This window comes from Aestuariibaculum sediminum, assembly GCF_014596945.1.
GTDB lineage: Bacteria > Bacteroidota > Bacteroidia > Flavobacteriales > Flavobacteriaceae > Aestuariibaculum > Aestuariibaculum sediminum.
Window position 1 is genome coordinate 125,371 of sequence record NZ_JACVXB010000007.1, and the last position, 16,799, is coordinate 142,169.

Annotated in this window: 13 protein-coding genes; 4 read left to right on the forward strand and 9 right to left on the reverse strand. The window is 34.8% G+C overall.

Features of this window, described 5'->3' with window-relative positions:
• Positions 1-30: 30 nt before the first annotated feature.
• Together ICJ83_RS14350 and ICJ83_RS14355 are read right to left on the reverse strand one after the other, a co-directional pair.
• A complete protein-coding gene (locus tag ICJ83_RS14350) occupies positions 31-831 on the reverse strand; it encodes a TIGR00266 family protein (RefSeq protein ID WP_188231095.1) in 801 nt (266 codons plus the stop codon).
• 78 nt (positions 832-909) lie between these two features.
• Positions 910-1,365, reverse strand: coding sequence for a DUF4442 domain-containing protein (locus ICJ83_RS14355; RefSeq protein WP_188231096.1), 456 nt, complete (start codon positions 1,363-1,365; stop codon positions 910-912).
• Positions 1,366-1,512: 147 nt separating this feature from the next.
• Here ICJ83_RS14355 and ICJ83_RS14360 point away from each other — a divergent pair, with 147 nt between their 5' ends.
• From ICJ83_RS14360 to ICJ83_RS14375, 4 genes are all read left to right on the forward strand, one after another.
• Entirely contained in the window at positions 1,513-1,950 is a 438-nt protein-coding gene (locus ICJ83_RS14360; RefSeq protein WP_188231097.1) for a DUF4870 domain-containing protein, read from the forward strand.
• A gap of 291 nt (positions 1,951-2,241) precedes the next feature.
• Positions 2,242-2,586, forward strand: coding sequence for a PadR family transcriptional regulator (locus ICJ83_RS14365; protein WP_188231098.1), 345 nt, complete (start codon positions 2,242-2,244; stop codon positions 2,584-2,586).
• Complete coding sequence (locus ICJ83_RS14370; protein WP_188231099.1) at positions 2,579-4,390, forward strand: PspC domain-containing protein; 1,812 nt, start codon at positions 2,579-2,581, stop codon at positions 4,388-4,390. Before ICJ83_RS14365 ends, ICJ83_RS14370 begins: the two co-directional genes overlap by 8 nt.
• Before the next feature lie 106 nt (positions 4,391-4,496).
• The gene (locus ICJ83_RS14375; protein WP_188231100.1) at positions 4,497-5,225 is read left to right on the forward strand and encodes a head GIN domain-containing protein; all 729 of its coding nucleotides are present in this window, start codon (positions 4,497-4,499) and stop codon (positions 5,223-5,225) included.
• A gap of 156 nt (positions 5,226-5,381) precedes the next feature.
• Here the strand turns inward: ICJ83_RS14375 and ICJ83_RS14380 are convergent, their stop codons facing one another.
• From ICJ83_RS14380 to ICJ83_RS14410, 7 genes are all read right to left on the reverse strand, one after another.
• On the reverse strand, positions 5,382-6,596 hold the full coding sequence (locus ICJ83_RS14380; RefSeq protein ID WP_188231101.1) for an exo-beta-N-acetylmuramidase NamZ family protein: 1,215 nt from the start codon (positions 6,594-6,596) through the stop codon (positions 5,382-5,384).
• Positions 6,597-6,628: 32 nt separating this feature from the next.
• Positions 6,629-8,290, reverse strand: a complete 1,662-nt coding sequence (locus ICJ83_RS14385; RefSeq protein WP_188231102.1) for a glycoside hydrolase family 3 protein — start codon at positions 8,288-8,290, stop codon at positions 6,629-6,631.
• Entirely contained in the window at positions 8,283-9,107 is an 825-nt protein-coding gene (gene murQ / locus ICJ83_RS14390; RefSeq protein WP_188231103.1) for an N-acetylmuramic acid 6-phosphate etherase, read from the reverse strand. The genes ICJ83_RS14385 and murQ overlap by 8 nt, the downstream gene beginning before the upstream one ends.
• Positions 9,108-9,152: 45 nt before the next feature.
• The gene (locus ICJ83_RS14395) at positions 9,153-10,622 is read right to left on the reverse strand and encodes a sodium:solute symporter (protein WP_188231104.1); all 1,470 of its coding nucleotides are present in this window, start codon (positions 10,620-10,622) and stop codon (positions 9,153-9,155) included.
• 205 nt (positions 10,623-10,827) lie between these two features.
• On the reverse strand, positions 10,828-12,315 hold the full coding sequence (locus tag ICJ83_RS14400; RefSeq protein ID WP_188231105.1) for a SusD/RagB family nutrient-binding outer membrane lipoprotein: 1,488 nt from the start codon (positions 12,313-12,315) through the stop codon (positions 10,828-10,830).
• Positions 12,316-12,327: 12 nt separating this feature from the next.
• Positions 12,328-15,516 (reverse strand): SusC/RagA family TonB-linked outer membrane protein, encoded by a 3,189-nt coding sequence (locus ICJ83_RS14405; protein WP_188231106.1) that lies wholly within the window; start codon positions 15,514-15,516, stop codon positions 12,328-12,330.
• A gap of 137 nt (positions 15,517-15,653) precedes the next feature.
• Complete coding sequence (locus ICJ83_RS14410; protein WP_223154793.1) at positions 15,654-16,769, reverse strand: acyltransferase family protein; 1,116 nt, start codon at positions 16,767-16,769, stop codon at positions 15,654-15,656.
• Positions 16,770-16,799 lie beyond the last annotated feature (30 nt).

Sequence of the window (16,799 nt, forward strand, 5' to 3'; positions counted from 1 at the left end):
CTCGGCTCTGGTTTTTTATTTGTGTTGTTATTAAAACCTGTTATCCCCATCAAGCAAATCACCTAAGCCTCCAAGAATACTTCCTTCACCTTTGTCTTTTCCTCCTGCGCGTGGTGCAGACGCCAAAACACGACCAGCTAATCTGCTAAACGGCAACGACTGAATATATACCACCCCAGGCCCTTGTAGTTTTGCGTAAAAGAGGCCTTCCCCTCCGAAAATGGTATTTTTTATACCTCCAATAAATTCAATATCATAATCGATATCCTGAGTAAAACCTATAATGCATCCTGTATCAACGCGTAAAACTTCGCCTGGCTGTAGTACCTTACGTGCCATAGTACCTCCTGCATGCACAAAAGCCATGCCATCGCCTTCCAGTTTTTGCATGATGAAACCTTCTCCTCCAAACAGTCCACGGCCCAAACGTTTTGAAAATTCTATTCCCACACTTACCCCTTTGGCTGCACATAAAAAGGCGTCTTTTTGACAAATAAATTTACCGCGATATTCGGTTAAATCAATTGGAATAATCTTTCCTGGATAAGGTGACGCAAACGAAACTTTGCGTTTGCCCGATAAATTGTTATAAAACGCGGTCATAAATAAACTCTCTCCTGTTAATATTCGTTTTCCCGCTCCTAAAATTTTACCTAAAAATCCAGAATCGTTTTGAGAACCATCGCCAAAAATGGTTTCCATTTTAATGCCATCGTCCATCATCATAAAACTACCCGCTTCGGCTACCACGCCTTCTTGAGGATCCAATTCAATTTCTACATACTGCATTTCTTCACCGTATATATGATAATCAATTTCGTGTGCTGTCATTTTAAAATATTATTTTATTGATACGCCTATTTGTTGAATAATTTCAGGAAATGTTACAATCGTTCTTTAAAATTTAACTTACGATTTCAATTTGACACTCCATTCGAAAATAAACGACGACACTTGAATGCCTTCATTATTCAAACCTACTGATCTTAATTTTACCGTTTGTCCCTCGCCGGTTTCAATAGCTTTTTGCAAACAATCATCAATTAAAGCTCCGTCGTAGCAAGTAAAAGTGATTCTTCCAGTTGCCTTTTTAGTGAAAACAGCATTATTAGAAGTAACTAACATAGAAATTCGTTTCCCCGAATTTTCAATTTTCTTAATCATCAATGCACCAGTTGACAGTTCGGCAGCCATCCCTTGCACCGCCCAAAACATAGAACGAAATGGATTTTGATTTATCCAGCGATGTTTAACCGATACAACGCATTTTTTATCATTAATAAATTTAGTTCTTACACCGCAAAAATATGCGGAAGGCAGTTTAAATAAGGTGAAAGTATTTAGTTTTCTGGGAGTTATACTCATATTGAATTAATGTAAATTTTCACTAAGGTATAAAAAATACTCAGGCTTTAAAATGTTAATACTTTGTTAAAATTTAGTACTATGCGTAACATAATACCTGTTTTAAGACATATATTTGCATAAGAAACTATTATATGTTTTAAGATCATGCTAGACAAACACCAAAAAAACATCGCCACATTTATCCACTTATCCACCTTTAGCCGATTTGTAATTCCATTTGGCAATTACATTGGACCAATAATATTATGGGTAACGAATAAGGATAAATCGGAGTTTATAGATGCGCATGGCAAACAAGCCATAAATTTTCAAATTAGTATTTTGCTCTATGCCGTTATATTAGGGACCTTAACAATTCCTTTTTTTATTTTCAAAATATTTAATGGCATTGATTTTTTAAACTTTAATACTTTTCATTTTGATTTACACAAAGCGTCACCGCTTTTATATGTGGGAGGATTTTTAGGTGCCATTGCAGTTATCGCATTCATCCTAGAACTCGTTTTTATAGTAATTGCAAGTTTAAAAGCACGAGATGGTGAATACTACCATTACCCGTTAACGATTAATTTTTTAAAATAATGAATACCAGTAATTACCTTAGAGATTACTTTTTGATCTCATAGTGAAAATCATGAATGCATTGCATTTGCAGCGGCATACCTTTACGTCAATTCGAGTGCCACGCTAAAGTGCGTTATATCTAGAATGACAAAAATAAAGCAAAAAGCCCGAAACTCATTAAATACCAAGGGTTACGCCTAAAATAAAGAATAAAATAACAATCAATTATATACTGAAATATTTCAGTTTTCATCAATCAATCATCAATCAAAAAATGAACAGTTTCACAACATTAAAATGCTTTAGAACATGAAGATAGAGAACACAAAAGCACAAATGCGTAAAGGTGTTTTAGAATTCTGTATACTGTCGGTCTTAAAAGACGAAGACGCCTACGTAGCAGAAATCCTGGATACCTTAAAAGACGCAAAACTGCTTGTGGTAGAGGGCACAATTTACCCGCTACTAACAAGGTTAAAAAATGCCGGACTTCTAAATTATCGATGGGAAGAAAGCACCTCGGGACCACCGCGAAAATACTACGGTTTAACCGAAACAGGTAAATTATTTTTAAACGAATTAAACACCACTTGGAGCGAACTACAAAACGCCGTTAACATAGTAACAAACCAAAAAGCGAACAAAAATGAATAAAACAGTCAACATAAATTTAGCAGGTATATTCTTCCATATCGATGAAGATGCTTACCTAAAGTTACAACGCTATCTTGACGCTATAAAACGTTCATTTACTGACTCTCAAGGTCGTGCTGAAATTATAGCCGACATTGAAGCACGCATTGCCGAATTATTTAGCGAGCGATTGTTAAACGAAAGACAAGTAATAGGTGTGAAAGAAGTAGACGAGGTTATTTCTATTATGGGGCAACCCGAAGATTACCTTGTAGACGACGAAATTTTTGAAGATGAACCCCAATCGTCATCCACACAAACATCAAGAAGTTCAAAAAAACTGTTTCGAGATACCGACAACTCTTATATTGGTGGTGTTTCGGCTGGTTTGGCCCATTATTTTGGTATTGACGTTATCTGGATTCGCTTACTTTTAATTTTATTAGTAATTGGCGCATTTGGTACCGGTGTATTACTTTATATTTTGCTTTGGATTTTAGTACCTGAAGCAAAAACAACTGCGGAAAAACTAATGATGACAGGCGAACCGGTAAACATTAGTAATATAGAAAAAAAAATAAAAGACGGTTTTGAAACAGTTAGCGAAACCGTTTCGGGAGTTGCTAAAAATGTGTCAGATTCGGTTTCAGATGCCGCCAAGAAAGTAGACCTAAAAAATCAGGGAAGTAAAATAAAGTCAAGCTCTCGCACCTTTTTTGATACTCTTGCCGATGTTATTATGTTTTTCTTTAAACTTATTGCCAAGTTTGTTGGCATCATATTAATTCTTGCAGGCGCAGCAAGTTTAATTGCCTTGATTATAGGATTATTTTCATTAAGTCTTACCAATGTTATTCCTGGTGTAGAATTTTTAGAAAACGTAAATGCCGGTAACTCCCCGCTTTGGTTGGCCACATTACTCGTATTTTTCGCTTTTGGTATTCCATTTTTCTTTCTGTTCTACTTAGGATTAAAAATTTTGATCAACAATCTAAAATCAATTGGAAAAATAGCAAAATTCACATTATTAGGTATCTGGTTAATTTCAATCATTGGAATTTCAATAATAGCTATAAACGAAGCTAGCGAGCATGCATTTACTGAGCGTTATATAGAAAAAAACCCAATACGTATAAAAGCAAACGACACTTTAATAGTAACTGTTAGTGAAAATAATTTGTTTAGAAACAAATACAATCACAATAATGAGTTTAAAGTTAAAACGAATGAAAATGGGGAAAAGACCATTTATATGAACGACATATTTATCAATGTAAGATCTACAACAGATAGTATTGCAACGCTTCAAATTAACAAATGGGCAGATGGTAAAACTTATGAAAAAGCTTTAGCACGAGCCGAAAAAATCGATTTTCATTTTGAGGTTAACGATTCTAATTTAATTTTAGAGTCCTTCTATTCTACCTTAGCAAAAAATAAATATAGTAATCAAGATGTAACCATAGTGTTGTATTTACCAGTAAACAGTGTTGTTTATTTCACAAAAAGCACAGAATCGTTCTTAAATTACAGAACACACTCAAATAATATTGTTTCTAGTGACCAGGTAAATCATTACTTAAAAATTGATCATGACCGCGTTATTTGCGACACCTGTGATATTGAAATTGAGGAAGATCAAGATTTTGAAATTGAAGTAGATATGCCAGATGTAAAAATCAATAATCAAGGAATTGAAGTAAAAAATAATGGCAAAAGCGTATTGAAGGTGGACGAAAACGGATTTAATGCTGAATCTGAAAATATAAAAGTTAAAATAGATTCCACAGGTATTAATATAAGTTCAGAAGCACAACCGAAATAGAATAACAATTCATCATCAAAAAACAACAGTTCAATCATTTAGATAATTTTTTAATCTAAAAAAACACATACTTTTAAATAACATTAATCAAATAAATCGAACTATTATGACTACACTAATCAAAATTATTATTACCTCTATTCTGAGTATGAGTCTGTTTTCATGCAATTTCGACATTAGTATAAATCCCGGTGTAAAAGGCAACGGAAAAGTATTAACTCAAAAACGCAGCGTTAATGAACCCTTTACGGGTATAAAAGCCTCTGAAGGCTTAGATGTTTATGTAACGCAAAGCGACAAAGTGAATGTTGTTGTTGAAGCCGACGAAAACTTACAAGACCTCATTATTACCGAAGTTGATAATGGTATTTTAAAAATACATACCAAAAAAAATATAGGTAGATCTAAGGCCAAAAAAGTTACTGTAAGTTTTAAGGATATTACCAGTATAAAATCAACTAGCGGTAGCAGTGTAAAAGGGACTAACACCGTCGTTGAAAATGATTTAATTTTAGAATCCAGCAGTGGTAGCGATATAAAAATTGATGTAAACACTCATAACTTAACTTGTAAAACAAGCAGCGGTAGCGATATTAAAGTTTCAGGAAATACTAAATCACTTAGTGTTGAATCGAGCAGTGGTAGTGACTTTAAAGGCGCCAACCTTATCGCTGAATCAAGTCAGGTTAAAGCCTCGAGTGGCGCCGATATAACGGTTAACACCTTAAAAGATTTAACAGCTAAAGCCAGCAGTGGTGCCGATATAAAATATTTAGGAGATCCAGAAATCATTAATAAGGACAGTAGCTCTTCAGGAAGCGTAAAAAAACAATAATCACCAATCAAAAAAAAGAGGTTGTCTAAAAAGGATAACTTTCGTCAACTTGAACTTGATTCAGGCTCTTAAATAGCTTAATAATCAACAATATGATATTCTGAAACACATTCACAATAACGAGAATTTCGACTTTTTAGACAACCTCTTCCTCTGCTATTCATACAATAGATATCTGGCTCTTATTATTTTAAAAGTTTTTAAATCTGATTGCCAACTTGCGACAATATCTTCAACCGGGATTCCCTGTTCTATTTGATTCTGCAACGTTTTGTTGCCTGCTAATTTTGGGAAAAACTTATTAAAAAAAACAGTTGGATCTTTGGTGCTATTATAAGCATCTATAACCCATTTTAATTCAATTTTATTTAAATCTGATGATGAACTTAAATCACTTCCATAACATAGTACTCCATTATATTTTGGATTTTTAGCTCCAAAATTTGGTCGTGGTGTAAAACTATAATCAAACTTATCTTGAGACAAAAAGGGTGAACCAAATACTTGAAATTGCATTTCTGTACCACGTCCACAACTCACATTAGTGCCTTCAAAAAAACACAAACTGGGATATAAATTTATAGATTTGGCATTAAACAAATTTGGCGATGGTTTTATAGGTAAATCGTATTGAAGTTTATGCGTATAATGCTTTAATGGTACAACTGTAAGGTTGCACCTAACACTATCTTTTAACCATTGTTCACCATTTATCATTTTACCATATTCGCCAATAGTCATTCCATAAACTATAGGCACCGGATGCATACCTACAAAACTCTTAACGTCTTCTTCCAAAACTGGCCCATCTACATAATGTCCGTTTGGGTTAGGTCGATCTAATACTATTACTGGAATATTCAGTTCAGCACAAGCTTCCATAATATAATGTAACGTTGAGAGGTAAGTATAAAATCGAACACCAACATCCTGAATATCAAAAAGCATCACCTCGATACCTTCCAAATGTTCTGCCGAAGGTTTTCTATTCTCTCCATACAGAGAAATAACCGGCAGCCCTGTTTTAGCATCAATACCATCTTCAATATGTTCTCCTGCATCTGCAGTACCCCTAAAGCCGTGCTCTGGAGCATAAACTTTAGTTATCTCAATTTTTAGCGCCAACAATGAATCTACTAGATGTGTGAAATTATTGTTCTCTTTAAAAACAACACTGGTTTGGTTAGCTACAACACCAACCCTTTTTCCTTTCAACAATGGTAAATATCGCTGAATTTGATTTGCACCAACCACGAGGCTGCTATCGTTTAATTGCAAATTATTATCTATTTCATTCCATTTTATATCGCTTTCAACAGACGACTTACATGAAATGACAAACAGTATTAATATAAAACTCAAATACTTCATAAATATTAATATTTTAAAACTTAATTTTTCTTTTATATTGACGCCGCCAACCTGCCTTTTGCTTTTCTCTTACCAAGAATAATGTCGGCCGAAATTTGTTGCGAAATTTCAGTATTTTCATATGAAACAATTAAACTTTCTACATGTTCCAGATTAACCTGCTTTAAACAATACTGACTAGCAAAAACATCGAGAATAACGTTTTTTGTTTTTGATATTGATTCTATCATTTGTTTATCCGTTTTAGAAATATCATTTACCAGACGACTATTCTTTCTATGATAAGCAATAATTATGGTTTTATACGGTTTTATTTTTTTTAAAATTTGCTGAATATTTCTTCCTGAAATCTCCTCCACTTCGATAGTTTCACTTAAGGATTTCCGAAACATTTCACCATTGCCATCACCTAAACTGAGATAGGCTATTTTATCTTCAAAATCACCGTTGAATGTATTTTTCGTTTTATTCTGAATTAAAGTGATAGCATGATCTATTGCCTTACCGTATAATTCGATGCTAGATTCAGAATTTAAATTTTTAATAATGCCTTCAATTTTAATTGGTTTATAGTCGTACAGTCCTACATCATATTTAGCCGAAAGTATCTTTTTTACGGAATGCGCTAAGCGCTTTTCATCAATCAATTTACTTTTGTAAGCTTCAATAATTTTCGCTATTGCCTTTGGCGCATTTTCAGTAAATAACAACACGTCATTCCCCGCCAGAAATGCTGCTAAATCGATATCTCCAGGTGCTTTAAAATTGGCGGCACCTTTCATATTTAAAGCATCGGTGAACACCAGTCCTTCATACTTTAATTGCTCTTTCAAGATAGATGTTACTATATTGTATGACAAAGAGGATGGCAGACTTTTTTGACCCTCCAGCGCAGGAACATTTAAATGAGCTACCATAACACCGGCAATACCCTTTTTAAACAGTTTTTTATAAGGATATAATTCGACTGAGTCTATGCGTTTCTTAGAAAAATTTACTGTTGGCAGAGCCAAGTGTGAGTCTACGTCGGTATCACCATGTCCAGGAAAGTGCTTTGCACATGCCAATACACCTTCACTTTGAATACCTTTTGTAAATGCGAGTGCCTTTTGAGTAACATTATTTTTTTGCTCACCAAAGGACCGCACACCTATAATTGGGTTATTGGGATTGGTGTTAATATCTACAACCGGGGCAAAGTTTAAATGAATCCCTAACCGCTTACAGTTTTTCCCAATTTGTTGCCCTATACTTTCGATGATTGTTTCATCTTGAATAGCCCCCAAAGTCATATTATAAGGATAACGTGAGGTACTATCTAATCGCATATTTAGCCCCCATTCGGCATCGATTCCAACGAGTAAAGGTACTTTTGCTAAAGCTTGATAACGATTGGTTAAATTTGCTTGCCTTACTGGGCCTCCCTGAAAAAAAATAAGCCCTCCTATTCCATAATCTGCTATTAGCTGTTGAATGGAATCTATATGCTTCGCCTCCCGATTTGAATAGGCGGCTACCATAAACAACTGCCCAACCTTTTCTTTTAAGGTCATGTTATTATATACACTATCTACCCAAACTGATTTTGCATTTAAAGCAATGGGAGAAGCATTAACTGTAGTTGTTTTTGCTTTATTAAAAAAAGACAATAAACTAAGAAAAACACCAAAACCAATTAAAAAAAACTTATTCATCTTTATTTGAATTATAGAATAAGATGGCTTTTCTTATGCTTTTGTGCATGTTTAGTAATTGCGTCGCTTTTGTTTCGCTAACACCCAACTCCGACATAATCATTTTAACGCCCCTGTTAACCAGTTTTTTATTAGAAAGTTGCATATCAATCATTTTATTACCTTTCACTCTTCCCAGTTTTATCATAACAGCTGTTGAAATCATGTTTAAGGCTAACTTCTGAGCTGTACCTGCTTTCATTCGGGTACTACCAGTTACAAATTCTGGGCCAACGACTAATTCTATAGGGTAATCAACTTCTTTTGATAATGGTGAATTTTCGTTGCAAGTTATACAAGCTGTAACAATGTTGTTTTTTTTGGCAGTAGCAACACCTCCAATAACATAAGGCGTTGTTCCTGATGCAGCAATTCCTATTAGGACATCCTGAGTATTAATATCATATTCCTGCAATTCTTTCCAAGCCAAGGATGTATCGTCTTCTGCATTTTCAATAGCCTTTCTTAAAGCCCTATCACCCCCTGCGATTAAGCCAATAACCATATCGTCCGGCACGCCATAGGTTGGCGGACATTCTGATGCATCTAAAACACCCAGTCTACCGCTTGTGCCTGCCCCAATATAGAATAATCGACCGCCCTCGCTCATTTTAGAATATATAACATCAATTAATGCCTCTAATGGAGGTAACGATTTCTCGACAGCGTACGGAACAGTTTTGTCTTCAGCATTAATGCTCTTAAGCAACTGAAGTGTATCCATTTTATCTAAATCTTCATAATTTGAAGATGCTTCTGTTGTTAATTTATTTTTCATTTCTTTTGTATAAAAGGTAAACCGCAAACATTTAAGGTGTTTACATTAACACCTATTAGAATTTGAATTCATTGTCCTAAAAAGCAACAATCCTAAGATGGTTAATGCCGCGTTTACAAATATGTTCATAAAGCCAAAATCGAAATTATAACGGCTGGTGAATAAAAAATTTAAAAAGTAGGTAAGAAAAGGCATGACAACACAAACGTAAGGTATTGCTTTATCTTTTACTTTTATTTTAGTAAAAATTCCTAACACATAAAGACCCAATAGTGGGCCATAAGTATAACCGGCTACCTGAAAAATGGTTGTAATAACATCGCCCTTACTTTGAGAAAACAACATGATAATTGTGAAAATCAAAATGGAAAACCCAAATAAGGTTTTGTTTTTAAGTTTTAGTTTCTCAACGGAATTCTTATGCTTCACATCTAAGAAATCGTGGGTAAAAGATGTTGTTAATGCCGTTAAAGCCGAATCGGCACTAGAAAACGATGCTGCGGTAATACCAAGAATAAAACTAATACTGGCCACAACACCAAAATGATTCAAAGAAAGCATAGGAAATAAATTATCTGTATTTAAATACCGTCCTTGTTCTACCGACAAATTAATGCCATATTTTTCAGCATACAAATACAGCATAACACCCAGTCCTAAGAATAAAAATTGCGTTATGGCTAAAATAAGGCTAAAGGTTAAAATATTTTTTTGAGCTTCTTTTTGATTCCTACAGGTTAATGATTTTTGCATCATGTTCTGATCCAACCCCACCATGGCAATCGCAATTAAAACCCCAGAAATAAATTGCTTAAAAAAATTACTACCAGATTTAAAATCCCAATTAAACACCTTAAAATAATCATGAGTAGTCACTGCTGAAATGGTTTGATAAAAATCTAAATTTAAAGCCGATTTAACTACATAAATGGTAATAATCGCTGAGAGAATTAAAAAAAATGTTTGAAGCGTATCTGTCCAAACAATGGTTTTAATTCCAGAACGATGGGTGTACAACCATATTAAAACTAAAATGATGATTACCGTAGCAAAAAAGGGAACTTTAAAAGCATCAAAAACGGCATACTGTAAAATTTTTGCAGCTAAAAGCAACCTTAAGGCAGCTCCAAAGGACTGAGATAATAAAAAGAATAACGACCCTATTTTGTAAGCATTTTTTCCAAAACGGGTTTCTAAATAAGCATAAATAGAGATTAAATTTAACTTATAATATATAGGAATCAACACATAAGTTATAAACACATACCCAACCACATTACCAAGTACAAACTGCAAATAGTAAAAATAGTTATTACTTACCATTCCTGGAATAGAAACAAAGGTAACTCCAGACAGGACTGCTCCTATCATTCCAAAAGCAACTACTTGCCAAGGAGATTTTCTATCCCCTGTATAATAAGAGTCCTCGCTGGTCTTTTTTGAAACGCGATATGAAATCAACATTAAGACGCCAAAATAAGATGCGATAATAACTAAAACAAGCGATGCATTCATGAATTTACTGGAATTAAAATTATTCTTGGTAGGTTACTTTTAAAGCATACTTTTCTTACCCAAAGTATACGCTCAGGTTTATTCGTGTTTTGAAAAATTTTTCAGAAACAGTCATCATGTTGAAAATTGGGGAGAAAAACACATTTACTTTCTCCCCTTTCTCACAAACTATTGACTATAAAAAATTATGAATAAAATGTTTAAACTATTCTTTGTCCCACCACATTCTTGTTAACAAACCATCTCCACCTTGCTGCTGAATAGCCAGCTCAACATTGTCTGGGTTATTAAGTTTTTCTGAAGCAGGATAAACCAAACGTCTTGGGATTTCTCCGCCTGTTAAAGTTGCGGCCACATCGGCAGCAACAAGTTCAGGATATCCAGAACGTTTCCAATTAGAAAAAGTTTCTAAACCATTTCCAAAAGTCGCCACCCAATACTGCTCATTTATCATTTTTAATGCCTGATTTGAATCGAATGGATTTGCCGTTAAATAATCATTTATTTGAGTCGACGTAATACCAACTCCGTGACCATACATCGACAAATAATCCATTGCTGCAGTAACGCCGGCGTTATAGTGAGCTTCAACATCGCCGCCGGCTAAGCCCCAACGCTCTGCTGCTTCTGCTAACATAAATTCAACTTCGGCATAGGTTTGAAAGAAAAATGGCGCATCATAAATTACCACTCCAGAACCTCCAAAAATATTAATGTTTGGCTTAGAATTGGCCTCTCCTCTACTGGCATTATTTATATCTTGACCTTCCTGAAGTGCAAAATCTGTATTTCCATCAACTGTAGAACATAAAACCGAAGTACGCGGATCATTTCTATCTTTCAAGAAATCCATTAAGGTTTTAGAAATTTTCACTTGTGTTGATGCTCTTGAGGTAAAACATTTCGTTAAAGGGTTTACATTTGGTCCCCCATCGTTAGGGGAATTTTCGTATTGCGTATAAGCTATATCCGCATTACTTTCCATAACTCCACCGCTAATAGCCTTTGCTGCCCAAGCCTGAGCAGAGGCATTATCTACTTTCACCATACGCATCGCCAGACGTAACATTAATGAATTTGCGAATTTTTTCCATTTCATGTTATCACCACCGTAAAGTAAATCGGCTGAACCGTAAGAATTAGGTCCTGCTGTATTTAAAACGGTCGCAGCTTCTTCAAGAGTTTGAAGCATATCGGCATAAATATCACTTTGTTTATCATATTTAGGAAAACGAATGCCTTCTAAAAAACCTTTTCCAGCTTCGCTATAAGGAATATCGCCATACAAATCGGTTAAACGACTAAATATCAACACTTTTTGAATTCTAGCAATGGCAAGATCGGCAGCTGCGGTTGGCGAATTACTGGACTCCAATTGTGCTTCTAAATCAACTATGTTTTTTACTGTTGTTCTAAATTGTTCTTCAAAAAACCAATGTGTATTTCCTTCTTTGTACAAAAACGAAACATAAGAGGTATTGTTTAAATGCTGAATATTTTGCATTAAGTGAATAACATTCCAGAATAAATAAGCCACATAATTACTTCCTCCAGTATACAGTTGAATATAAGTTAATTTAGTAGCAGGATCTAATTGCGTTGGTTTGGTGGGATTTACGTTAATGTCTTCAAATCCTTTATCACAAGACCCAAACAATACAACAATCGCTAGTATAGACAGTATTTTTTTCATCTTTTTCATTTTTTAAAATTTAACATTTACAGTAAATCCATAACTTCTTGTTGAAGGTAAACCGAAACGCTCGATACCTTGAGAGTTCAAATTGTTCAGTGCCGACTCTGGATCAACATTATCAATAGACTTAGAAATGAAGAATAAGTTTCTTCCTATTAAGGATAAACGTACATCTTTTATAAAAAGATTTTTTAACGCCTCGCTAGGCAAGCTATACGAAAGACTCAACTCTCTAAATTTAACGAAGTCTGTACTGTAAACAAACTCTTCAGAAATACCACGGCTTTCCTCGGCAACTAAACCATAATAAGTTCTTAAATTTTCAGGTGCTACTGTAATACTAAATGGGTCGCCAGTGGCGTCGTCTATACCCGAAACTACCAAACCATCTTCACGTCCTTCTAAGGTTTTTTTATGCAACCCTCTTAGCATAAGTTCGCGGTTTGTACCAGAGTGCACACTTCCACCAAACTTGGCGTCGATTAAAAAGCTTAAACTTAAGTTTTTGTAGTTAAACCTATTTGAAAAACCTAATGTATAAGGTGCTACACCATTACCTAAAATTTTGTTTTCACCTTGCACTGGTTTAGGTATAGTTCCTGTTAAATCGTACATAATATTACCTGCTTCATCGCGCTTGTATGATGACCCGTAGATTACCCCGTAATTTTCACCTACTATGTGTGAAATTATCGCAGTTCGAGATCTCGTTTGACTACCATCCACATTTATAGGAGTATCTTCATCGTCGGTAGAAACAATTTCACTATCGTTATATCCTAAGTTAAACGACGTATTCCATGAAAAGTTTTCCGTTTTTACAGGCGCACCACCAATAAGTAACTCAAGTCCCTGATTTTCTAACTCTCCAATATTTAATATAGAAGAAGTAAAACCTGAAGATTGCGAAGCTGCTGCCCTAACAATATCATTTGTTGTATTATTTTTATAATAGGCTATATCTAAGTTAAATCGGTTATTGAAAAAGCGCCCTTCTAAACCAAATTCCAACTCATTTTTTTGAAAAGGCACTAAATTTGGATTTGGAATAGAATTTCCGTTTAACTGCCCAAACGATTGCCCTTGGAAGGAACCTGTAACGGCATAATCTAAATTTAAAGCATAAGCATTTTGAGCCCCACCAGCAACTTGCGCATAACTTGATCTAACCTTTAGATAGTTTATAGGGTCAGGAAGATTTAAGGCTTCGCTAAGCAGTAAACTTCCACTTAAAGACCAGTAAAAATCATTGTTTGGAGATTCTTTACCAGGGAACGACAACGTTGAAAACCAGTCATTTCTTCCTGTAAAGGTTACATATAAAAACTGGTCGTAATCCACCTCAAACGAACCATAAACTGAATTTGTTTTTGTTTTAAAATAACTATTTGTTGGCTCGGGTAATGTTGTATTATTCAAATCCTCTAACCCTACCACTATAAAACCTCTACCTAAAGCACTTAAAGACTCGAAGGTATTAACTCTCGTATTTGCACCTATTATTGAATTGGTTGAAAATTTATCGGTTAAACTTTTATCTACTCCAATCATGAAATCACCATTAAATGAAGCGTAAATAGATTTATTTTGAGTTAACTCCCCTGTAGGCCTGTAGGCAGTACCAAATGGAGTTACTCGCATTCTTGATAAGGTATACGTATCTAAACCAGCTCTACCTGTTGCATATAACCAATCTGTAAAATCGTAGCGCAACGTTGTAGATGCAATAAAGCGATTTTTCCTATCATCATTATTAAAATGATTAGACACCCAATACGGATTCGTAATAAACTGACTTGGTTGAAATAGAAGCTCAGTACCTTCTTCATTAGCTCCTGGTTGTAAATCGTAGACATTTAAAGAACTTGGCAACACAAATGCCACTGTATTCGCATTTCCCGGAGTATCACCAAGATTTACCCTATTATGTACTTTTTCAAGAATATATTTAGCATTTACGGTAGATGTTAATTTGGGATTTATTTTCGACATTGCATTTAAAGATAATGACTTTCTATTCAATGTCGAACTCGGAAAAATATCCTTGTTATCTAAATTAGAAAACGAAAAACGGTAATTAAAGTCTTCACCAGCCTTAGTTAAAGCCAACGTATTAATCGCCGTTGTTCCAGTTTTATAAAACTTATCCAAATTATTACCAGTATAAGAATATGGTCGTTTTACGCCATCCCAGTTATATACTGATGATCCATCCATTTTGGCTCCCCATGATTGAAGCGCGAAAGTAAAAGCATCGTCTATAGCTAAGGCTTCATCGGCAATTTCTACTGGAACACCATTATCATCGTATTCAAAACCTGGTTTCAAACCTTGACTTCCTTGCCCGTAAGTAGTTTGCAAATCCTGAATTCCAGTATTTACCTGATCGAACATATAAGAACTGGAGTACTCAACACCAAAACCCTGATTACCTTTACCCGATTTAGTGGTTATCATAATTACCCCATTTGAAGCTAAGGACCCGTATAATGCCGCAGCAGAACTACCTTTTAGCACGGATACAGATTCGATATCATCAGGATTGATAGAGGAAATATCATCACCACCATCACCAGTTCCGTCGTTGGTAGGCCCCACTACCGAACCATTAGTGTTATTAATAATTGGAATACCATCTACCACATAAAGCGGTTGGTTATTTCCTGTTAACGAACTTGCTCCACGAATAATAACTCTGGTAGACCCAGCGGCACCAGTACTAGCCGTAGAAATATTAACACCGGCAACCTTACCTTGTAGCGCATTAACTGCATTGGTTGTCTTTACCTGTGACACCTCGTCGCCTCCAACTTCAGTAAGGGCATAGCCTAGTGCTTTAGCTTCCCTTTTTATACCTAAAGCAGTAACTACCACTTCATCTAAACTGGTAGTATCTTCTTCAAGACTAACACTTATATTTTGGGCTGCACCCTCGAGGGTTATGGATGTTTTTTTATACCCCAAAAAACTAAATACTAATACTTTGCCTTGAGCATTGTCGAGTGATATTGAAAACTCCCCATCGAAGTTTGTAACACTTCCTTTAGACATGCCTTCAACAGCAACATTTACTCCTGCCAATGGAATACCTGTTCCCTTATCGGTAACAGTACCAGAAATTGCTTCTTCCTGCGCAAAGGAATACTGCGCAAAACATAACAAGACCATGGTAATTAATTGAAAATAGACTCTTTTCATATGGTTTAAATTAAGTTAGTTATGCGAAATTTATAAAAAATAAATAATAAAACCTGCAAAATTATGCATTTTTTTTGCAGGTTTTATTTTATTGAAAGCATATTTTAACTTAAAACACGCGAAAACACTAATAAAATTTAGATTTTAATAAATATTTTACGTTTATATAAAAAATAACAAACAAACCAGAAAACCAAAATATGAACCAAAGCGAACAGTAAAGAGCCATTCATAGGACCAGCTAACGGACTAAATATGTGTTCAAATAAATATTTATACCCTGAAACTTTCTCACCTACTACCTTATCATTTACATGAATTAAATAACTCATTGTTTTCACATACAATCCGGATATTACAAAAATAAATAAAGGATTCATCCCGAAATGAACAAAAGGCACTGTCCACTTTCGAAAGCCTTTATAATCAATAATAAATATTAATACCGCCAAAAACCCACACCCGATACCTGCGGTGTAAAGCACATACGAACTTGTCCAGATAGGTTTATTTATAGGAAACCAAACACCCCATATTAATCCTAAAATCACCATGATAGTCCCAACAACAATTAGCTTCCTTATTTTTGAAACCACAGCAGAATTCACACTTAAAATCTGACCTATAAAAAAACCAATAATAACCGTTCCTACGGAAGGAATTGCAGACAAAATACCTTCAGGATCAAATGGTATACCAAATCCTTTATATATATGCTGCTCCCCAAGAAGCCACAGGTCTAAGCTCCTAACTCTATTATTTTCAAGGGATACAAGATCCTCAGCACCAAACCCCATCACACCCCAATACCCAAGTAAAATTGCAAATAAAGCGATTAATAAACCACGTCTATTTAAACTTAAACACATTATAGCTCCAACACCATAAGCCAATGCTATGCGTTGTAAAACACCCATGATTCGAACCTCTGAAAAATTAAAAAAAGGATACAAATTCAAAAAAAGACCTATCAAAAATATTATTGCTGTACGCTTTATAATTTTAAAAAATGTTACCGTAGATAATTGTGTTTCATATTTTTTAAATGAAAACCAAACTGAAATCCCTACTATAAACAAAAAAAACGGAAACACTAAATCGGTTGGTGTACAGCCATGCCATTTCGCATGCCTTAGCGGACTATACACATAAGTCCAGCTACCTGGCGTGTTTACTAAAATCATAAAAGAAATCGTAATCCCCCTTAGAACATCGAGAGAAAGTAACCGTTTTGATGTATCCAAACTTTTCATTAATTTACTTTATATTAACATTGCAATTCA

Bases quoted from the DNA above. Each gene is read 5' to 3' on its own strand.
- ICJ83_RS14350 (WP_188231095.1), bottom strand. From the start codon at position 831: ATGACAGCACACGAAATTGATTATCATATATACGGTGAAGAAATGCAG.
- ICJ83_RS14355 (WP_188231096.1), bottom strand. From the start codon at position 1,365: ATGAGTATAACTCCCAGAAAACTAAATACTTTCACCTTATTTAAACTG.
- ICJ83_RS14360 (WP_188231097.1), top strand. From the start codon at position 1,513: ATGCTAGACAAACACCAAAAAAACATCGCCACATTTATCCACTTATCC.
- ICJ83_RS14365 (WP_188231098.1), top strand. From the start codon at position 2,242: ATGAAGATAGAGAACACAAAAGCACAAATGCGTAAAGGTGTTTTAGAA.
- ICJ83_RS14370 (WP_188231099.1), top strand. From the start codon at position 2,579: ATGAATAAAACAGTCAACATAAATTTAGCAGGTATATTCTTCCATATC.
- ICJ83_RS14375 (WP_188231100.1), top strand. From the start codon at position 4,497: ATGACTACACTAATCAAAATTATTATTACCTCTATTCTGAGTATGAGT.
- ICJ83_RS14380 (WP_188231101.1), bottom strand. From the start codon at position 6,596: ATGAAGTATTTGAGTTTTATATTAATACTGTTTGTCATTTCATGTAAG.
- ICJ83_RS14385 (WP_188231102.1), bottom strand. From the start codon at position 8,290: ATGAATAAGTTTTTTTTAATTGGTTTTGGTGTTTTTCTTAGTTTATTG.
- murQ (WP_188231103.1), bottom strand. From the start codon at position 9,107: ATGAAAAATAAATTAACAACAGAAGCATCTTCAAATTATGAAGATTTA.
- ICJ83_RS14395 (WP_188231104.1), bottom strand. From the start codon at position 10,622: ATGAATGCATCGCTTGTTTTAGTTATTATCGCATCTTATTTTGGCGTC.
- ICJ83_RS14400 (WP_188231105.1), bottom strand. From the start codon at position 12,315: ATGAAAAAAATACTGTCTATACTAGCGATTGTTGTATTGTTTGGGTCT.
- ICJ83_RS14405 (WP_188231106.1), bottom strand. From the start codon at position 15,516: ATGAAAAGAGTCTATTTTCAATTAATTACCATGGTCTTGTTATGTTTT.
- ICJ83_RS14410 (WP_223154793.1), bottom strand. From the start codon at position 16,769: ATGAAAAGTTTGGATACATCAAAACGGTTACTTTCTCTCGATGTTCTA.